Annotated in this window: 15 protein-coding genes; 5 read left to right on the top strand and 10 right to left on the bottom strand. The window is 71.8% G+C overall.

Annotation, left to right across the window (positions count from 1 at the left end; translation table 11 throughout):
- Nucleotides 1-9: 9 nt before the first annotated feature.
- Nucleotides 10-300 carry a hypothetical protein gene (locus OHS59_RS31085; RefSeq protein WP_328496654.1) on the bottom strand — a complete coding sequence of 97 codons (291 nt, stop codon included), beginning with the start codon at nucleotides 298-300 and terminating at the stop codon, nucleotides 10-12.
- A gap of 192 nt (nucleotides 301-492) precedes the next feature.
- Here OHS59_RS31085 and OHS59_RS31090 point away from each other — a divergent pair, with 192 nt between their 5' ends.
- From OHS59_RS31090 to OHS59_RS31100, 3 genes are read left to right on the top strand one after another with little or no spacing between them, the layout of a single operon-like run.
- Nucleotides 493-1,845: a hypothetical protein gene (locus tag OHS59_RS31090; RefSeq protein ID WP_328496655.1), complete on the top strand. Its 1,353-nt coding sequence runs from the start codon at nucleotides 493-495 to the stop codon at nucleotides 1,843-1,845.
- Nucleotides 1,842-3,425: a VWA domain-containing protein gene (locus tag OHS59_RS31095; RefSeq protein ID WP_328496656.1), complete on the top strand. Its 1,584-nt coding sequence runs from the start codon at nucleotides 1,842-1,844 to the stop codon at nucleotides 3,423-3,425. Before OHS59_RS31090 ends, OHS59_RS31095 begins: the two co-directional genes overlap by 4 nt.
- Nucleotides 3,412-4,185, top strand: a complete 774-nt coding sequence (locus OHS59_RS31100) for a hypothetical protein (protein WP_328496657.1) — start codon at nucleotides 3,412-3,414, stop codon at nucleotides 4,183-4,185. The genes OHS59_RS31095 and OHS59_RS31100 overlap by 14 nt, the downstream gene beginning before the upstream one ends.
- Before the next feature lie 502 nt (nucleotides 4,186-4,687).
- Here OHS59_RS31100 and OHS59_RS31105 read toward each other — a convergent pair.
- The 5 genes from OHS59_RS31105 to OHS59_RS31125 all read right to left on the bottom strand — a co-directional run bounded on the left by OHS59_RS31105 (nucleotide 4,688) and on the right by OHS59_RS31125 (nucleotide 10,671).
- Nucleotides 4,688-5,695, bottom strand: a complete 1,008-nt coding sequence (locus tag OHS59_RS31105) for an LLM class F420-dependent oxidoreductase (RefSeq protein ID WP_328496658.1) — start codon at nucleotides 5,693-5,695, stop codon at nucleotides 4,688-4,690.
- A 127-nt stretch (nucleotides 5,696-5,822) separates the two neighbouring features.
- Nucleotides 5,823-6,668, bottom strand: a complete 846-nt coding sequence (locus OHS59_RS31110; protein WP_328496659.1) for a hypothetical protein — start codon at nucleotides 6,666-6,668, stop codon at nucleotides 5,823-5,825.
- A gap of 158 nt (nucleotides 6,669-6,826) precedes the next feature.
- Nucleotides 6,827-7,810, bottom strand: coding sequence for an N-acetylmuramoyl-L-alanine amidase (locus tag OHS59_RS31115; RefSeq protein ID WP_328496660.1), 984 nt, complete (start codon nucleotides 7,808-7,810; stop codon nucleotides 6,827-6,829).
- A gap of 78 nt (nucleotides 7,811-7,888) precedes the next feature.
- Entirely contained in the window at nucleotides 7,889-8,539 is a 651-nt protein-coding gene (locus OHS59_RS31120; RefSeq protein WP_328496661.1) for a class I SAM-dependent methyltransferase, read from the bottom strand.
- Nucleotides 8,540-8,919: 380 nt separating this feature from the next.
- The gene (locus OHS59_RS31125) at nucleotides 8,920-10,671 is read right to left on the bottom strand and encodes an MFS transporter (protein WP_328496662.1); all 1,752 of its coding nucleotides are present in this window, start codon (nucleotides 10,669-10,671) and stop codon (nucleotides 8,920-8,922) included.
- Between the two features lie 227 nt (nucleotides 10,672-10,898).
- On the opposite strand from OHS59_RS31125, the gene OHS59_RS31130 reads away from it, so the two are divergent.
- Both OHS59_RS31130 and OHS59_RS31135 read left to right on the top strand, forming a co-directional pair.
- Nucleotides 10,899-12,107, top strand: a complete 1,209-nt coding sequence (locus OHS59_RS31130; protein ID WP_328496663.1) for a lipid-transfer protein — start codon at nucleotides 10,899-10,901, stop codon at nucleotides 12,105-12,107.
- A gap of 133 nt (nucleotides 12,108-12,240) precedes the next feature.
- Nucleotides 12,241-13,680 (top strand): MFS transporter, encoded by a 1,440-nt coding sequence (locus OHS59_RS31135; RefSeq protein ID WP_328496664.1) that lies wholly within the window; start codon nucleotides 12,241-12,243, stop codon nucleotides 13,678-13,680.
- 432 nt (nucleotides 13,681-14,112) lie between these two features.
- On the opposite strand, the gene OHS59_RS31140 is transcribed toward OHS59_RS31135, so the two are convergent.
- From OHS59_RS31140 to OHS59_RS31155, 4 genes are all read right to left on the bottom strand, one after another.
- Nucleotides 14,113-14,745 carry a response regulator transcription factor gene (locus OHS59_RS31140; protein WP_328499430.1) on the bottom strand — a complete coding sequence of 211 codons (633 nt, stop codon included), beginning with the start codon at nucleotides 14,743-14,745 and terminating at the stop codon, nucleotides 14,113-14,115.
- Between the two features lie 150 nt (nucleotides 14,746-14,895).
- The gene (locus OHS59_RS31145) at nucleotides 14,896-16,095 is read right to left on the bottom strand and encodes a sensor histidine kinase (protein WP_443061531.1); all 1,200 of its coding nucleotides are present in this window, start codon (nucleotides 16,093-16,095) and stop codon (nucleotides 14,896-14,898) included.
- Between the two features lie 52 nt (nucleotides 16,096-16,147).
- Entirely contained in the window at nucleotides 16,148-16,867 is a 720-nt protein-coding gene (locus tag OHS59_RS31150) for an ABC transporter permease (protein WP_328496666.1), read from the bottom strand.
- A complete protein-coding gene (locus OHS59_RS31155) occupies nucleotides 16,867-17,799 on the bottom strand; it encodes an ABC transporter ATP-binding protein (protein ID WP_328499431.1) in 933 nt (310 codons plus the stop codon). The genes OHS59_RS31150 and OHS59_RS31155 overlap by 1 nt, the downstream gene beginning before the upstream one ends.
- Nucleotides 17,800-17,997: the final 198 nt, after the last annotated feature.

Raw genomic sequence — 17,997 nt, forward strand, 5'->3', positions numbered from 1 at the left:
AGCAGGGGATCAGCTGCGTACGCGGTTGGCGATCGCGTGCCCGATGAAGAGGTAGACGACGGCCGCGAGACCGTAGCCTGCGACGACCCGTGCCCACTGCTCGTCGAACGTGAACAGGTCGTGCGACCAGCCGGCGAGCCAGCGTGCGGAGTCATGGATGAACTGGACGAACGAGTTGCCCTGGTTGGCGTCCAGCAGGTACATGAGGATCCACAGGCCGAGGATGAAGGCCATGATGTCGGCAACGATGGCGACGACCCTGCCGGCTGAATTGGAACCGTTGCGATATCGAGGGGACATGTCATGCGGGTAGCCCTTGAATCCCGTATGAAACCTCGCGGTTCGGCGAAGGCCGGATGACGGGCGTGTCCCGACTCTCCTCATGATGGTTCGTCAGCCTTTATCCTGAACTCCAACTGCCGTTCGCCGTGAGGTGGTTCGGCGGTCAGCGTGGTCACCGACGATCCTGCCCCACAGTAGGGGGAGACGCCGGTGCCCGCGAACAGAGCCGAGAGACCCTTAAGGCGTGCGAGACCCGCAGGACCCGCGAGTCCCGCCCGGTCCGATCCACCAGCCGGGCCGGCGGTCCGTCCCGTCGGCTCGCCCGCGGAGGAACCCCGGCTGGCCGTCGGCGGACCCGTACGCAGCCGGCTGCGCCGCACGCTGGCTCTCGTCCTGCCCGTCCCCGTCATCGGTCTCGTCCTGCTCCTGGCCTCCGGCCATCTGACGCTGCCGCTCGACCGGATCGTCACCATCGAGGCGAAGATGGCCTCCAAGCGGGACTTCTTCGAGGACCCCGAGGTCCGGCGCATCCTCATGAAGCACGGCTTCCGGGTGCACATCACCCGCATGGGCTCCCGGGACATCGCCACCCAGGACGTCGCCGGGTACGACGTCGTCTTCCCCTCCGGGCAGCCCGCCGCGGACCTGATCACCCGCGAACGCGCGCGGGCCGGACACCCCGTCCTCACCTACCGGCCCTTCGTCAGCCCCATCGTCCTCGCCACCTACCGGGAGTACGCCGAGACGCTGAAGGACGCGGGAATCGCCGAACCCCAGCCGGGCGGTACCCCCGGCGGCTCCTCCGGCGACACTTCCAGCGGTACCCCCGGCGGCTCCTCCGATCCGCTGTACTACACGCTCGACATGGGCAAGTTCCTGGAGCAGACCAAGAAGGGTAAGCGGTGGGACGACCTCGGGATCCAGAACCACGGTGTCCACAACGGCAACAAGATCCTCGCCCAGACCTCTGACGTCTGCGACTCCAACTCCGGCGGCACCTACCTCGGCCTCGTCTCCTTCGTGTGGCACGGCAACGAGGCCCCCCGCAACGGCAAGGACGCCGACACGTTCGCCCGCGACATCAAGGAACTGCTCATCGAGCAGGGCCTGCCGGGCTCCGAACGGGCCGAGACCTACCTGTCCGTGGACGGCAAGGGCATCGCCCCGATCTCGGTGATCTACGAGCACCAGTTCCTGGCCCACCAGATCCGGTACGAGGCCACGCACGGCAAGCCGGACGGCGGGCGTGTGCTGCTCTACCCCTCGACCCGCTTCGTCACCGAACCCCAGCTCGTCGCCCTCACCGGAGACGGCGAACGGCTCGGCGAACTGGTCACCGAGGACCCGGAACTCCAGCACAAGGCCATGGAGTTGGGCTTCCGGGTACGGGACGCCACCAGCGGCTCGACCAGCGACCAGCTGGCGGCCTTCCTGGGCGAGCGCGGCATCCAGGTGCCGGTCACCTCGGCCGACGACACCAAGGCCGTCCTCCCGCGCCTGCCACTCCTGGAACGGATGATCCAGACCGTCGGAGAGTGCCCGCCGAAGGAGGGTGCCGGGTGAGGCGCCGCCGGCTCGGCATCCTGACGCTGTGCCTCGCCCTGGCCGTGACCGCCGGCTGCTCCGGCGGCGACCGGGAACGGACCATCCTGCGCGTCCTCGCCGGACCCGACCTCGCCGTACTGGAGCCGCTGCTCGACGAGCTGAGGTCCGAGACCGGCGTCGAACTCGACATGGACTACCAGGCCGACGCCGACACCGGCGAGGCGCTGGCCGCCACCGGACACGACAGCGGCGGCCACGAGGCCGCCTGGCTCTCCACCGACCGCTCCTTCCAGCTGCGCCACAAGGCCACCGCCCGGGGCATGCTGCGCACCCCGACCATGCTCTCGCCGGTCGTGGTGGGCCTGCGCCCGGAGGCGGCCCGCGCACTGCGAGCCAAGTCCCCCGGCAGCGCGCCCAGTTGGTCGGACATCGCCGACGCCGCCGCGGCCGGCACCGTGCGCTTCGGTATGGCCGACCCCCGGCGGACGGGCGCCGGCCTCGCCGCACTCGTCGGCGTCGCCACCGCGGCGGCCGGCACCGGCGGCGCCCTGCGCGAGGACGACGTCTCCTGCGACCGCCTGCGCGGCTTCCGCTCCGGACAGCGGATCACCGCGGCCTCCACCCACGACCTGCTCGACGACTTCGCCGACCACCCCGGCACGGCGAACGCGCTCATCACCTACGAGTCCGACCTGCTCGCCCTCAACTCCGGCGGCCGGCTGAAGGACGAGCTGGAGATCGTGCGCCCGGCGGACGGCACGGTTCTCGCCGACTTTCCGCTGCTCCTCCTCGACCCGGGCCGACGGGCGGCCTACGACAAGGTCGTGGAGTGGCTCAGACGGGACTCCGTACAGGAGAAGATCATGCGGACCGCACTGCGGCGCCCGGTCAATCCCTCGGTCGCCAGGGAGGGGCAGCTGCGCGCGCCAGCCGGCAACGCGCTCTACTTCCCCGACCGGCCGGGAGTCCTGGAGCGGCTCCTCGACGACTACGGCGATCCCGGCCACCGCGTCGCCGACCAGGTCGTGTTCCTGCTGGACTTCTCCGGCTCGATGCGCGGCGCACGGATGGCGGAGCTGCGGAAGGCCTTCGCCGACCTCAGCGGCGCGGACTCCTCGGCGACGGGCGGGTTCGCACGCTTCTACCAGGGCGAGCGGCTGACCGTCGTACGGTTCGGCGGGAAGGTGCTGGAGGAGCGGACCGTCACCGTCCGGGGGCAGCGGGACCTCCGTACCCTCGCCGACATCGTCGCGCGCGGCGGCTACGGCGACGCGACCGCCGTCTGGACCGCGCTCGACCACGGCTACCGCACGGCCTCGTCCGCGGTCGCCGACGAACCCGAACGGGCCGTGTCCATCGTGCTGATGACGGACGGCGAGAACAACGCGGGCATCGCGTACGAGGAGTTCGTACGCCGTTACGAGGCGCGGTCCGCCGAGACCCGCGCCGTCGTCCACACCTATCCCGTCCACTTCGGGGAGGCGGACGCCGGGGCACTGCGGCGCGCCGCCGCGAAGACGGGCGGGCGCATGGTGGACGCGGACGCGCGGGGCTCGTCCCTTTCCGAGGCGTTCAAGGAGATCCGTGGCTGTCGTTGACGCGCAGTGGTGGGGTGTGTGGTGGCCGTGGATGACGGTGTGGCTGGTCACCGCCGCCGGTCTGGTGGTGCTCGGCGCCGTGCTGGTACGGCACTTCCGCGAGCGCGAGCGTGGCCGGCGGGGGGTGGGGCAGCGGTCCGCGTACAGCGTCTGCTTCTACCTGGACGAGAAGGCGGTGATGGACCTCTACCGGATCGGCAACTACAGCGCGGCTCTTGAACAGGCCGTCGAGCACCGCACCAACGTCAACACCAGTGTGGGGCTGTGGGGGAGGTTGCTGCCGTGGACCGTCAAGGCCAACCGGGATGTCACGCAGGAGAAGTTCAGCAGTTATGTGGCCAAGAGCGAGCCGATCTCCGTGATCGGGATGCTTCTGGACGCCTTCGAACGGGCCGATGTCATCGTCCATGCTGACCTGCGGTCCGGGGACGTCACCCCGAACCGGGCGCTCGCCGAGACGCTCGGGGCCGACGCCGGGCGCGGCGGGGTCGCGCTCAGCGACATCGAGGAGTTCGTGTCGGTACGGGGCCGCTTCCTGGTGGAGCCGGAGTCCGAGACGGCGGAGGGAATCGTGCTGCGGGCCCCGTACGGGGCGGGCCCCGGACAGCCGGCGCACGTCCGGGTCACCTGTGCGGCGGGTGGGCTGCGCAACGAACGCCTCAACGACGGGACGTTCCAGGCGCGCTGCCTCGGCAAGATGACCGGCTGGCGGGCTGACACCCGAGAGGTCACGCTGGAAGCGATAGCAATATTCCGCTGACACCCACTTCGTCACGTGCGGGTGCGGGTGCGGGTGCGTGGTGACGGGTTGCGCAGTTCCCCGCGCCCCTGGGGGGTGGGGTTTCACCCGGGTGGTCAGGTGCGGGTGGGCCGGGGCTGAGCGCGCAGTTCCCCGCGCCCCTGGGGGGTGGGGGTTCGCCTGGGTGGTCAGGTGCGGGTGGGCCGGGGCTGAGCGCGCAGTTCCCCGCGCCCCTGGGGGGTGGGGGTTCGCCTGGGTGGTCAGGTGCGGGTGGGCCGGGGCTGAGCGCGCAGTTCCCCGCGCCCCTCAGGGGCGCCCCTGAGGGGCGCGAGGAACTGCGCGGGTGACCACGGCGTGCCCGCGCTCGACAAGGCACGTGGCCACCGGCCTTTTTGGGGGCGCGGGGAACGGCGCGGGTGACCACCGCACCCCCGCACCCGGCAACGTACCTCTGCCTCCGGCATACAGGGCCGCGGCCACCCCCCCCGCCGGCCTCAGGCGAACGCAGACGTCGGCGGAGTGGTCAGTTCAGGTCGGCCAGTGTGCGCAAGGTGTGAGGGTCCGGGGACAGGAGCAGCAGATCCGTCACCGGGCCCTTGCGCCACAACTCCAACCGCTCGGCGATCCGCTCACGCGGCCCGATCAAAGAGATCTCATCCGCGAACGCATCCGGCACGGCAAGCACCGCCTCCTCCCGCCGCCCCGCCAGAAACAGCTCCTGGACCCGCCGCGCCTCCTCCTCGAAGCCCATCCGCGCCATCAGATCGGCATGGAAGTTGCGCGCCGCATGCCCCATCCCGCCGATGTAGAAGCCGAGCATCGCCTTCACCGGCAGCAGCCCCTCGGCGACGTCGTCACAGACCTTGGCCCGTGCCATGGGCGCGACGAGGAAGCCCTCGGGAGCCCCGCCGAGAGAAGCCTCGTACACCTCGGTGCGCATCGGCGACCAGTACAACGGCAGCCAGCCGTCGGCGATCCGGGTCGTCTGGGCGATGTTCTTCGGCCCCTCGGCGCCGAGCAGGACGGGCAGTTCGGCCCGGAGCGGGTGCGTGATGGGCTTGAGGGCCTTGCCGAGCCCGGTGCCGTCGTCACCCCGGTACGGGTGGGAGTGGAAGCGGCCGTCCAGTTCGACCGGACCCTCGCGCCGGAACACCTGGCGCACGACGTCGACGTACTCCCGCGTCGCCGTGAGCGGTGACTTCGGGAACGGGCGCCCGTACCAGCCCTCCACGACCTGCGGCCCCGAGAGCCCGAGGCCGAGCATCATCCGCCCGCCCGACAGGTGGTCCAGCGTGAGCGCGTGCATCGCGGTCGTGGTGGGGGAGCGGGCCGCCATCTGGGCAACCGCCGTACCCAGTTTGATCCTTGAGGTCCGCGCCGCGATCCAGGTCAGCGGGGTGAAGGCGTCGGAACCCCAGGACTCGGCGGTCCACACCGAGTCGTAGCCGAGCCGCTCCGCCTCCTGGGCGAGGGACACATGGTCCGCGGAGGGGCCGCGACCCCAGTAACCGAGGGCGAGTCCGAGCCGCATACACCACTCCTGACGGTGCGTCAGATGCCATCCGGGCGCGGCCGACTGTACGGGAACGGCCCCCCACCCGGAAGAGCTCCGTAGAGCTCCTGGGGCGGAGGGCCGTGTCGGGACCGGCGGTGGCGTGTCAGCCCCGCTGGATCCCGGACGTGTCCTGGAGCACACCGCGGCGGCCGTCCTGCGTCTGGGCCACCAGGCTCGGACCGCGCTGCTCGACGGCCAAGTACCAGGTACCCGGCGCCAGTTCGGCGATCGGCGTCGGCGAACCGTCCTCCGCGAACAGCGGACGCGCCACCGGCACCGCGAACCAGAACGGGGAGAAGTCCCCGGCGGGCTGCTGCGCCTGCGGAGCCTGCGCCTGCTGGGGCTGCTGCGGCTGGGGCTGGCCGGGCTGGCCGCCGAACGGCTGGCCCTGCTGCGGCTGACCGCCGAAGGACGGGCCCGGCTGCTGGGCGCCCGGGTAGCCGTAACCACCCTGCGGCTGACCGCCGTAGGGCTGCGGGGCGGCCGGCTTCGGGGGCGGCAGAAGCGCGCCCTTGAGGGCCGGGACCAGCGGGGTGGCGACCGCGGCACCCGCCAGGACCAGGGTGGCGATGAAGCTGAGGATGAGGCCGGTGCCGCTGCCGATGGCGTCGCTGCCACCGTTGTTGTCGAAGCCGCCGGCCGGGTCGAAGATGTTCCCGAGCGCGCTCCAGGCGGCGAACACCGTGAAGGCGATACCGAACGGGCCGAGTTCGAGACCGGCGACCTTCGGCGCCTGCGGCAGACCGCGGGCGACGACGATCAGCGCGGCGCCGATGATGCCGGCCAGGGTGACGCTCAGGAGGACCGGGCCGCTGCCCCAGGCGTTCGGGATGTCGGCGCTGTCGGGGGCCCCGTCGATCGAGTAGATGTCGAGGAACGACGCGATCAACAGCAGAACCGCTGCTCCGATCACCACGCCGTCGCCCCTAGTGAGGGAGCGGATATTCACTTCAGGTCCTTCGTCAGTCGTCTCGTCATCGGTAGAGGCGTCGCCGGCACCACGTCGTCGTCGGGCCGTGGTGCGAAGCGCAGGGGTGGCCCCTTATCGTAGGGAGGACACTATCGCCCGCCCTACACGGGTGTCCGCCCGGATGTCCCCTCTGATCGCTACCCGCGCAGGAAACTCACGATTCCCTCAGAGATTCCTTGCGCCGCCTTCTGTCGCCAGGCGCCGCTGGTCAGCTGCGAGGCGTCCTTGGAGTCGCGCATGTTGCCGCACTCGATGAACACCTTCGGAACCGTTGACAGATTGAGACCGCCGAGGTCTTTGCGCACATCGAGGCCGGTGCCGTCACCGATGTAGTTGGAGGGCGGGCCGCCGGTGGTGCGCAGGAAGCCGCCGGCGATGCGTTCGCCGAGGGCGCGGGACGAGGCCACGATGGGGCGGGTGTCGGCGGCACCGGAGTGCACCGAGCCCGGCAGGATCACATGGAAGCCGCGGTTGCCGGCCGCCGAACCGTCCGCGTGGATCGACACGACGGCGTCCGCCTCGGCCTTGTTGCCGATCTCGGCCCGCTCGTCCACGCACGGACCCCAGGCGCGGTCGCCGTCCTGGGTGAACTTCACCGTGGCGCCCTCCTCCTTGAGGATCGTGCGCAGCCGGTGCGAGACGTCGAGGGTGAACTCGGCTTCGGTGTAGCCGCCGTTGGTCGAGGTGCCCGTGGTGTCGCACTCCTTCCAGTTCGTCCCGATGTTCACCTTGCGGTTGATGTCGGACGGGTGCCGGAAGTTGCCGGGGTTGTGACCGGGGTCGATGACGACGACCTTGCCCTTGAGGGGGCCGGAGGCGGCGGGGGTGGAGGGGGACGGGCTGAGTTCTTCCCCGCCGCCCGACTGGCCGGTGCCGCCGCCGGACCGTTCCTTGCCGTCGTCCGAGGGGCCCGGCAGCACGGACGAGCCGGCCGGGGCCGACGCCGACGCCGAGGTCTGTGCGGCCGATCCGTCCCCGTCGTCGGAGTCGCCCACCGCCTGCCACACCAGCCAGCCCACCAGGGCCCCCGGTACGAGCGCGGCGACCGCGACGGTCAGGGGTCCGCGCAGGGGGTGGCGCGGTGGGCGTGGGGGTTCGAAGTCCGGGCCTACGTATGACACGGCCAACACCTTACGGGTCGACCGGGCCCCGCGCGGTGAGGGAGGGGCCGGGGCGCCGACTCCTGCCGTTTTGGCCCCTCAGATGCCCTTGCCCGTACGGCGCAGCACCCGCAGGGAGTCCGTCACCGAGACCTCCGTGAACGCGCCGGACTCCAGCGCCCGCAGGTACACGCGGTACGGAGCCTGCCCCGTGAACTCGTCCAGCGGATCCGGGAACACGTCATGGATGAGCAGCAGCCCGCCCTCGGCGACGTGGGGCGCCCAGCCCTCGTAGTCGCCGTTCGCGTGCTCGTCGGTGTGGCCGCCGTCGATGAAGACGAGGCCGAGGGGGGAGTTCCAGAAGGCGGCGATCTGCGGCGAGCGGCCGACGACCGCGACCACGTGGTCCTCCAGACCGGCCTGGTGGAGCGTGCGGCGGAAGGTCGGCAGGGTGTCCATACGGCCCAGCTCCGGGTCGACCGTCGAGGGGTCGTGGTACTCCCAGCCGGGCTGCTGCTCCTCGCTGCCGCGGTGGTGGTCGACGGTGACCGCGGTGACGCCGGCCTCGCGTGCGGCGTCGGCGAGCAGGATGGTGGACCGCCCGCAGTAGGTCCCGACCTCCAGCAGGGGCAGCCCCAGCCGTCCCGCCTCGACGGCGGCCTCGTACAGCGCGAGCCCTTCGCCCACGGGCATGAACCCCTTGGCCCCCTCGAAAGCGGCGAGAACCGAGGACGAGGGAGCCGAGGGCATGGAGTTCCTCCAGGTCGTACGTGCACGTGTGCCCGCCATCGTGCCGCATGCCCACCTATCGGTGCCCCGAAGGGGTGCCTGTCGGGGGCGCGGGGAACTGCGCGCTCAACCACGACGGTCGTGCACCTGGAATCGGACCGGTCCGGCGGGGTGCCTGTCGGGGGCGCGGGGAACTGCGCGCTCAACCACGACGGTCGTGCACCTGGAATCGGACCGGTCCGGCGGGGTGCCTGTCGGGGGCGCGGGGAACTGCGCGCTCAACCACGACGGACGTGCGGCCGAAACTCGGCCCGTCCCCGGGGGTGCCGGGTTCTCGTCCGCGGGGGCAGCTGGGGCCGGCCGCGCAGTTCCCCGCACCCCTGAGGGCGGAGCGCTTCGCGCTACGCCAATACCGTGGCGCCCGGGAGCGCGAGATCCATTTCTATCGAGCGGTCGTCGCCCGGGTGACTCGCGCCGGAGGCCAGCGGCCCATGCCCACCCGCCGTGACGGCCAGGACGTACGCACCCGCCGCCGGCACCGCGAGCGCGTACCCGCCGTCCGCCGAGGACAGCGTCGCCCCCGCCTGCCGCCCCCGCCGGTCGATCAGCGTCACCTTGGCCCGAGCGACCGGCGAACCCTCGGAGGTGAGGACCCGGCCGCGGAACCCGGTCGGCGCCAGGTCCGCGGGCGCGGGCTCGGACAGAGGGTCGCTGGAAGCGACCAGATGCGGCTTCGCCGCGTTCGCCACGGCCCGCCGCCCCGGCAGGAACGCCGCGAAGACCAGCCCGAGCAGCACCGCCCCCGTCGCGATCATGAATGACACCCGGAACCCGTGCATCGTGGGGACGGCGACCCCACCCACCTGGTTCGCGGTGTTCGCCAGGACCATGCCGATCACGGCACTCGACACGGACGTACCGATCGAGCGCATCAACGTGTTGAGCCCGTTCGCCGCACCGGTCTCCGACGCGGGCACGGCGCCGATGATCAGCGCGGGCAGCGAGGAGTACGCGAGGCCGATGCCCGCGCCCAGGACCACCGCGATGATGATCGTCTGCCAGGCGGCGCTCATCAGGCCGAGCCCGGCGCCGTACCCGACCGCGATGATCAGCATGCCGATCATCAGCGTGACCTTGGGGCCGTACTTGGCGGAGATACGGGCGTACACCGGCGCCGTGAACATCATGGTCAGGCCGAGCGGTGCCACGCACAGGCCCGCCACGACCATGGACTGGCCGAGGCCGTAACCGGTCGACGCGGGCAGCTGGAGCAGCTGGGGCAGGACGAGGGAGACGGCGTAGAAGGCGACACCGACCATGATCGAGGCGAGGTTGGTGAAGAGGACGGCCGGGCGGGCCGTGGTGCGCAGGTCGACCAGGGGAGCCTTGACCCGCAGCTCCATCACGCCCCACAGGAGGAGGACGGTGGCCGCGGCGCCGAACAGGCCGAGGGTCGTGCCGGACGTCCAGCCCCAGTCGCTGCCCTTGGTGATCGGCAGGAGGAAGAGGACAAGACCGGCGGACAGCCCGAGCGCGCCCAGGACGTCGAAGGTGCCGACGGCCCGCATCGGGGACTCGGGTACGAAGATCAGAGTGAGGAGGATGGAGGCGACGCCGAGGGCCGCCGAACCGAAGAACAGTGCGTGCCAGTCGGCGTGCTGCGCGACCAGGGCGGCGACCGGCAGGGCGAGTCCGCCGCCGACGCCGATGGAGGAGCTCATCAGGGCCATGGCCGAGCCGAGCTTCTCCCGCGGCAGCGCGTCTCGCATCAGGCCGATGCCGAGCGGGATGGCGCCCATCGCGAAGCCCTGGAGGGCGCGGCCGACGATCATCACGAGCAGTTCGCTGGTGAATCCGGCGATCAGCGAGCCCACGACCATCACCGCGAGGCTGGCGATGAGCATGCGCCGCTTGCCGTAGAGGTCACCGAGGCGGCCCATGATCGGGGTGGACACGGCACCCGCGAGGAGGGTGGAGGTCATGACCCAGGTGGCGTTACCGGGGGAGGTGCCCAGCAGCTCCGGCAGGTCCTTGATGACCGGCACGAGCAGGGTCTGCATCACCGCGACAACGATGCCCGCGAAGGCCAGTACCGGGACGATTCCGCTGCCGCTCGGCCTTCGGGTGCGCGGGTCCGTCGTTGTCCGGGTCATACGTGCGGCCTCCAGAGGCGGAAGAGGGGAGTAGATGCAGGGTGAACCCCGTGCGCCCAGGCAACTATTCCGTTGCTTCGAGCCGCTAACGAATTCTTGACCTTCTCATTACATCTCTCCTCGCGTCCGGCCCCTGATGTTCCCTCGGACTGAAACGTGTTCTAGTCTCACGCCGCACAAGAGCGGCAAGACACGAAGACAGGGCACGCCGGACCATGGGGAGAGCCATGAGGGCGAAGGTGAAGGCGAAGTCGTACGTCGTCGGTGTGGGCATGACCAGGTTCGAGAAGCCGGAGACCCGGGACTGGCAGTACTGGGACATGGCGCGGGAGGCGGGCACCCAGGCGCTCACCGACGCCGGGATCCCGTACGACGCCGTCGAGCAGGTCCCCGTCGGCCACTGCTTCCAGGCCTCGACGGCCGGGCAGCGGGCCGCGTACGAACTCGGCCTCAGCGGGGTGCCCGTCTACAACGTGAACAACAACTGCGCGACCGGCGCGACCGCGCTGATGCTCGCGCGGCAGTTCGTCGAGGGCGGCGCGAGCGACTGCGTACTGGCCCTGGGATTCGAGAAGATGGCGCGCGGCGCGCTGGGCGGAGGCGCCGACGGCGGAGACTTCGCGACCTCACCCGTAGCCCGGCACTACGGTGTCATGGCGGCCCGGCACGGCTTCGAGATGACACCGCCCACCGCCCAGATCTTCGGGAACGCGGCGCGCGAGCACATGGAGAGGTACGGCACCACGCAGGCGCAGCTCGCCGCCGTGGGCGCCAAGAACCACCGGCACTCGGCGAACAACCCCTACGCGCAGTTCCAGGACGTGTACTCCGTCGACGAGATCCTCGCCGCGCGGACCGTGCACTCCCCGCTGACCAAGCTCCAGTGCTCGCCGACCTCGGACGGGTCGGCCGCCGCCGTCGTCGTGTCGGAGCGCTTCGTCGAGCGGCACGGGCTGGGGGAGCGTGCCGTGGAGATCGTCGCGCAGGCGATGACCACGGACACGGAGGAGTCGTTCGCCTCCGGGTCGTGCGTCGACGTCGTCGGGCAGCCGATGTCGCGGGCCGCCGCCCGGCAGGTGTACGAGAGCGCCGGGCTCGGCATCGAGGACGTCGACGTCGTGGAACTGCACGACTGCTTCTCCGTCAACGAACTGCTCACCTACGAGGCGCTCGGCATGTGCGAGCCGGGCGAGTCCGGAAAGCTCGTCGAGTCGGGCGCCACGACGTACGGCGGGCGCTGGGTGGTGAACCCCTCGGGAGGCCTCATCTCGAAGGGGCATCCGCTGGGCGCCACCGGCATCGCGCAGGTCGCCGAGCTGACGTGGCAGCTGCGGGGCGAGGCGCAGGCGCGGCAGGTGGCCCGCGCGCGCGTGGGGCTCGCGCACAACATCGGGCTCGGCGGCGCCGCGGTCGTGACCCTGCTCAGGCGCGCCTGAGGGAGCCCCGGATCAACCTGGCCCCGGGACCGACCCGAGAGGTCCGGATCAGGCCGCGGCCGGTCCTAGGTCCTGCGGCGGACGCGACCGTGCAGCGAAATTACGATGTACGGGGCACGGGGCCGCTGCGAGCATGACACCCATGCCCACGCTCAGAGCCGCCGCAGAGATACCCGTGTCCCGTCGTCCCGCGCCACCCACCTGGCTGGTGGTCGCCCTGGCCTGCGCGGGCCAGTTCCTCGTCGTCCTCGACGTGTCGGTCGTCAATGTGGCGTTGCCGTCGATGCGGGCCGACCTGGGGCTCAGCGCGGCGGGGCTCCAGTGGGTCGTCAACGCGTACACGATCGCCTTCGCCGGGTTCATGCTGCTCGGCGGCCGGGCGGGCGACCTGTACGGGCGCAAGCGGATGTTCCTGGTCGGGCTGGCGCTCTTCACGCTGGCCTCGCTGGCGGGCGGACTCGCCCAGGCGGAATGGCAGCTGCTGGCCGCGCGGGCCGCGCAGGGCCTCGGCGCGGCGGTGCTCGCCCCCTCGACCCTGACGATCCTGACCTCGGCCGTGCCCGAGGGGGCCCCGCGTGCCCGCGCCATCGCGACCTGGACCGCGGTCGGCGGCGGTGGCGGCGCGGCGGGCGGGCTCGTCGGCGGACTCCTCGTCGACGGCCTGAACTGGCGCTGGGTCCTGCTCATCAACGTGCCGATCGGCGCCGTGGTGCTGGCCGGTGCCCTGCTGTGGCTCGCCGAGAGCCGGGTCGGGGGCGACCGGCGGCTCGACCTGCCGGGTGCCGTCCTGGTGACCGCGGGCCTCGCGACCCTCGCGTACGGGATCGTGCAGACCGAGGCCGAGGGGTGGACGTCGGCCGCGACACTGCTCCCGCTGGCCGGCGGGGCCGTCCTGATCGGGCTCTTCCTGCTCGTCGAGGCGCGCACGAAGGCGCCGCTGATGCCGCTGAAGCTGTTCCGGCTGAGGTCGGTCTCCTCGGCGAACGTGTCGATGTTCCTGTGCGGCTCGGCGATGTTCTGCATGTGGTTCTTCATGACGCTGTACGCGCAGAACGTGCTCGGCTACTCGCCTCTGGAGGCCGGACTCGCACTCGTGCCCAGCTCGCTCGCGGTGATCCTGGGCTCGAAGGCCGCGCCGAGGTTCATGCCGGTGGCGGGGGCGCGCAATGTCGCGGTGATCGGGGTGCTGGTGGCGGCGGTGGGGTTCGGCTGGCAGTCCACGATGAGCGCCGACGGTCCGTACGTCACCACGATCATGCTGCCCGGGGTGCTGATGATGCTCGGGGCCGGGCTCGCCGCGACGCCGCTCGCCGCGGTGGCCACGTCGGGGGCGGCGGCGGGGGACGCGGGGCTGGTCTCCGGGCTGGTGAACACCTCGCGCACGATGGGGGGTTCGCTCGGTCTCTCCGTGATGGCCACGATCGCCGCGGCGCGGACCGGGGGCGGGACGGGGTCGCCCGCGGCGCTCACGGAGGGGTACGCGCTGGTGTTCCGTACGGGGTGTGGGGTGCTGCTCTGTGGGGCGGTGCTGATGTGGGTGTGGTTGCCGCGGAGGGTTGTCGGGGGGCATTGACTCTTGGGTCGCCCCCCGGTTCTGGCGGCTTCGCCGCGGGTTCGGCGGTCGGCTGACGGCCGGTGGGGGTCGGCCGCGCCGTTCCCCGCGCCCCTGAGGGGCGGAGGATTGCGCCGTTCCCCGCGCCCCTAAAGGCAAAAGACTGCGCTGTTCCCCGCGCCCCTGGAGGGCGGAGGATTGCGTCGTTCCCCGCGCCCCTGGGGGGGCGAAGGATTGCGCCGTTCCCCGCGCCCCTAAAGGCAAAAGACTGCGCCGTTCCCCGCGCCCCTGGAGGGCGAAAGGCTGCGCCGTTCCCCGCGCCCCTGAGGGGCGGGGCGAAAGGCTGGGCCCCTGCCTTTGTTTTTTGGGGGCGCGGGGAACTGCGCCCTCATCCCTCACGTACCCGCACCCGACGACGCACGTCAGCCCCGCGTCCCCGCCCCGCCGGAAGGGCTACAGCCAACCCTGTTGGCGGGCCTCCCGCATGGCCTCCATGCGGTTGCGGGTGTTCGTCTTGCCGATCGCGGAGGAGAGGTAGTTGCGGACGGTCGACTCGGACAGGTGCAGCTTGGCGGCGATGTCGGCGACCGTCGCCCCGTTCGCCGAGGCCTTCAGCACATCGCACTCACGGGCGGTGAGCGGATTGGGCCCGGCGCCCAGCGCGGCAGCCGCGAGCGCCGGGTCGATGACGGTCTCCCCGGTCAGCACCCGGCGGATCGCCCGGGCCAGCTCCTCCACGGGCCCGTCCTTGACCAGGAACCCCGCGGCGCCCGCCTCCATGGCCCGCCGCAGATAACCGGGCCGGCCGAAGGTGGTGAGGATCAGCACCCGGCAGTCGGGCGTCTCCTCCCGCAACAGCGCGGCGGCGTCGAGACCGCTGACCCCGGGCAGTTCGATGTCCAGCAGGGCCACATCGGGCCGCGACTCCAGGGCCGCCCCCACGATCGCGTCCCCCGTCCCGACCTGCGCCACCACCTCGATGTCCGCCTCAAGCCCGAGAAGAAGAGCGAGCGCGCCCCGCATCATCCCCTGATCCTCGGCGAGCAGCACACGAATGGACTTGCCAGGCCGATGATCCCGCGGCATCTCGTTCACGCCCCAAGATTAGGCGCCCTGCCGCTGCTTTCAGGGGCGCGGGGAACGGCGCTGTCTTGTGCTTGTGCTTTCCAAGGGGCGCGGGGAACGCGCGGCCAGCCCTCACGCACCCGCAGCGAACAACGCCCCCCCGCCCCCTCCTCAGGCGGCAGCCGCCCCCGCCTCGACAGGCAACTCCGCCACCACCACGAACCCACCCCGCACCCCCGGCCGGGCCCCCGCCTCAAGAGAGCCCCCCACCGCCGCGAGCCGCTCGGCCAGCCCCTTGAGCCCGGTCCCACCGATCCCGCCGATCCCCGGCACGTCGGACACCCCCGCCCCGTCGTCCGACACCCGCACCCGGACCCGCTCCGACCCCCCTTCCACCGTGATCGAACAGCGGCGAGCGCCACTGTGCCGCACGGCATTGGTGACGGCCTCACGGACGACCCACCCGAGCAGCACCTCCGCCTGCGCGGACAACGGCGGCCCCGACTGCCGTACGACCGGTTCGATCCCCGCCGCCAGCAGCGCCGACCGCGCCCGGTCCAGATCCGTGGCCAGGCTGCCCTCGCGGTACCCCGTCACCGCCTCGCGGATCTCGGTGAGCGCCTGCCGGCCCACCGACTCGATGTCGGAGATCTGGACGAGCGCCGCGTCCAGGTCCCGGGGGGCGAGACGCCGGGCCGCCTCCGACTTCACGACGATGACGGACAGCGTGTGGCCGAGCAGGTCGTGCAGGTCGCGGGAGAACCGCAGGCGTTCCTTCTCGACGGCACGGTGCGCCAACTCCTCGCGGGCCGCCCGCAGTTCACGTACGGCGTCGGACAGGGACAGGATCGCGGCGGTCACCATGGTGGACAGGAACGTGCCGTACGCGACGTTCACCGCGCCCCAGCCGTCCCGCAGCCCGGCCACCACACCCGCGAGCACGGCCAGCCCGATACCGGCCCTGCCGAGCCACCGCCCGCGCACGATCGCGCCCACGGCCAGCCCGAGCAGCGGGAAGAAGAGCAGCCAGCTGCCCCCGTACAGGCCGCCGAGGAGGCAGGTCACCACGCCCAGGGCGAGCAGCGCGCCCCGGGTGGAGCGCGCCTCGCGGGCCTCCTTGGTGAAGGCGCGGAACACCACATGGATGTAGAGGGAGTTGAAGACGAGGAGGCCGATGCCGCCGATCCAGGGGTTCGGGGTCTTGCCCTGGAAGAGGTTGGAGAACGCGCCCATTCCCATCAGGAGCCAGGGCAGGAGCGCGAAGCCGCTGGGCGGCGGGCCCAGGTGTTCCGGGAGCCGCCCGGCCCCGCGCCGGTCCCGCCTCTCCTGCCGGGCGGACATCCGACAGCTGATCCCTCGCGATCCGGGCATCCCCATGACCTTTCGCACGACCTTTCGCAACCAGGACATCCCCAGCCCCCGTTCAGACGGTCCGCGCGGTCCTGCGGTACGAGACCACAGCGTACGAGCCGAAGGCCAGCAGCCAGCCGGTCAGCACCAGCACGGCACCGAGCGCGGGCGCCCGCCCGTCGGCGACGGCCGTACCGAGCTGCGCGAAGCGGTTCGTGGGCGTGCAGGAGGACAGGGAGCGCAGCCAGCCGGGGAAGAGGCTCAGCGGGAACCACAGCCCGCCGACCACCGCGAGCGTCAGATTGCACACCATGTTCACCACGCCGGTGGCCTGCGCGGTCAGCCGGTAGCCGTTGCCGAGCCCGAGCAGGGTGAAGGGGATCGAGCCGAGCCACAGCGACAGCGCGATCACCGCCCACTTCCAGGCGTCGAGACGTACACCGTTGACCAGGCCGCCCGCCGCGAGGACCGCCACGATCGCGGGCAGCACCGTCACCGCGCCCGTCAGCGCCCGCCCTGCGACCACCTGGCGCGGGCTCATCGGAGTGATCCGCAGCTGACGCAGCCAGCCGATCGTGCGGTCCTCGGCGACCCCGCCGCCGGTGTTCAGGGCCGAGCCCATCGCCCCGTACGCGGCCATGCCGATCATGGAAGCGGTCTTCCAGTCGCCGTCGGCGCCGCCACCGAGATTCGTGAACAGCAGATACATCACCACCGGCATCACGACACCGCCAATCATGAAACCGACGTCACGCAGTGTCCGGCGCACTTCGAGCCGCAGATAGTCGAGCATCACACCGTCTCCAGGGGAGCGGGCCCGGCCACCGTGTCGGAGGCCGTGGCCGAAGCTGTGTCGGAGGCCGTCGCGGTCAGGGCCAGGAACGCGTCGTCCAGGGAGGCCGGGGCGACCTCCAGACCCCGTATCGCGCCGAGCCGGGCGAGCGCGATCACCGTCGCGTCCGGGTCGTCGGTCCGCAGCCGGGCCCGGTCCCCGCGGACCTCCAGGGACACCACCCCGGGCAGCAGGGACAGCCCGTCCGTGCCGGCGCCCGCGAGGTCGAAGGCGACGAGACTGCCGCCGGCGGCCCGCCTGAGCTGCTCACCGGTGCCGTCGGCGACGATCCGCCCGTGGTCGACGACCACGATCCGGTCGGCGTTGGCGTCCGCCTCCTCCAGATAGTGCGTGGAGAAGAGGACCGTGTGACCGCGGCGCGCGAACGCCCGCATCGAGTCCCAGAAGGCGTACCGGGCCTCCACGTCCAGCGCGGCGGTCGGCTCGTCCAGCACGATCAGCGAGGGGTTCCCGACGAGGGCGACCGCGAACCGCACCCGCTGCGCCTGGCCCCCGGAGAGCCGGTCGACGCGCCGCCCGGCCAGCTCGGCGACGCCCGCCAGCTCCAGGGCCCGCGCGACGGGCATCGGCTCGGGGTACGTACCGGCCACGAACCCGACCAGCTCGCCCACCGTCACCCTCGGCACCGGCCGCACGTCCTGCAGCATGGCGCCGACCCGGCCCGCCCGTACGGCCTGTTCCGGGGTGGCGCCGAAGAGGCGTACGACGCCCTCGTCGGGCTCGTTCAGGCCCAGCAGGAGGGAGAGCGCGGTGGACTTGCCGGCGCCGTTGCGGCCGAGCAGCGCGACCGTCTCGCCGCGCGCGATCTCCAGGTCCACACCGTCCACGGCCCGTACCGCACCGAAGGCCTTGACCGCCCCCGTCATCAGCACCGCCGCCGCCGTCTCCGGATCCGGCTCCGGTCTCGACTTCGTCCCGGTTTTCGTCCCCGTTTTCGTCATGGGTGCGACGCTACGGAGCGGCGGGTGGGGCGCGGCAGATGCGCATGTACGGACTCGGGCAGGACAAATGTCACTGCCGGGCCCGAGGCCGGGTGAGGTCCGGGGCCCGAGCCCGTGCAAGACCCCCAC

Source organism: Streptomyces sp. NBC_00414, from assembly GCF_036038375.1.
Lineage (GTDB): Bacteria > Actinomycetota > Actinomycetes > Streptomycetales > Streptomycetaceae > Streptomyces.